Raw genomic sequence first — 1,611 nt, 5'->3', positions numbered from 1 at the left:
ATATCCAGATCCTCGCATACTTGTTTTACATTGCCTTTGGCATAACTTAACTCGACTGCTTTTTGTTTAAATTCTAAGGTGTAATGTTTAGATTTTCTTCTCATAAGTGCTAAGATTCAAACTAACTAACATATTCTCTCATCTTTATGTCCAGTCTAATATAGGAAGTCCAAATGGGCGATTTTAACACCATGCTAAAATCCGTTTCCAATAGATAAAAATAGATTTTCTAATAATAATCGAAAAAATAGATTATAAAAACAAAAGGAACTGTGCATCATTATTTTGCAAGTTCCTTTTTCTTTATGCTAATTTTAATTGAAACCTATTATACAAAAATATCAACTTACCTCCCCACTAGCGCATTCCTTCTGGCTTGTGCCATAAATAAACTAGCGTTTCGAGCATATATGATCCTTGCTTATCTTCCTAAAAAAACTCTTGCTCAAAGCATGCTAGAATACCATTTGATTCCTAACGATTTACAACCTTAATCATTTCCTCTTCTTTACACCGTTAGTTAATTAATTCAATAGTGCAAAACGGGACGAATCAAAAGAGTCTATTTAGCCGATTTTGCATCTTATTGCCGTGAAGTATAAAATGATATAAAAAAATACAAACTCTTTCTTTAGCTTGATATTTGGTCAATATTCAAGCATGGAAACACCCCATTTCAGGCATGGTTGAAGCATAGTTAAAGTATGGATAAAGTATGAACACATCGATTCAGATTCAATCAAGTATAAAATGTTTCCAAACTTTCTCATAACCTCACGTGATCCTGAATTCGTTTTGTTGGGATCAATCTCAAAAGTTGTGTGCGAAATGAATAATAGATTAAGAACTTTGCAAAAAAATAATAGTATTGAGATTATCTCTAGACCTCTTATGCCTGATACTGCCAGAAGTATTAATCACCCACTTCAACCTGGTTTCCCATCAAACAAACCAGGGAACACCACATATGTATTTTGAAGCAATATGATTTAGAATCCATCTAACTTGTCATTCTGTACCTGTTATGGAATCCATTAATATAGTAACCGGAACCAGACCATTCTGTTCTCTCCCAATGTCATTCCGCACCCAATGTCATTCCGCATTTATTGCGGAATCCACTCTCCACTCATCACTCTCACATGTCATTCTGTACCTGTTCCGGAATCCTTTAATATAGTAACCAGAACCAGACCATTCTGTTCTCTCCCAATATCATTCCGCACCCAATGTCATTCCGCATTTATTGCGGAATCCACTCTCCACTCATCACTCTCACATGTAATTCCGAATTCGTTGTACAATCTCGTGATGCGATGCTTAATTCATTTTTCCTTCAAAAATCAATCACAATTTTTGCATAAACACAAAATTAGGCATGATCCGTTTGTTGCTCATCATCGCTGAACAAAGCTCGCGCTTTAATTCCTTCTCAAAAAAATGAATAACTTCAGTGGATGGATTACCTCCGGTGATCCTGAAGTGGGGTCGTTGCTCATCATCGCTGAACAAAGCTCGCGCTTTAATTCCTTCTCAAAATAAATGAAACCTTCAATGAATGGATTACCTGCGGTGATCCTGAAGTGGGATCGTTGCTCATCATCGCTGAAC

General features: G+C 36.0%; 1 protein-coding gene. It reads right to left on the bottom strand.

The genetic code is table 11. From position 1 onward, the window contains the following. Positions 1-1,421: 1,421 nt before the first annotated feature. A partial coding sequence (locus tag P278_RS16730) for a hypothetical protein (RefSeq protein WP_038262549.1) occupies positions 1,422-1,611 on the bottom strand: 190 nt, incomplete at its 5' end.

It is taken from the genome of Zhouia amylolytica AD3 (assembly GCF_000511935.2).
Lineage (GTDB): Bacteria > Bacteroidota > Bacteroidia > Flavobacteriales > Flavobacteriaceae > Zhouia > Zhouia amylolytica.
The sequence above is the reverse complement of the archived record's forward strand: the minus strand, read 5'-3'. Positions and strand labels throughout refer to the sequence as shown.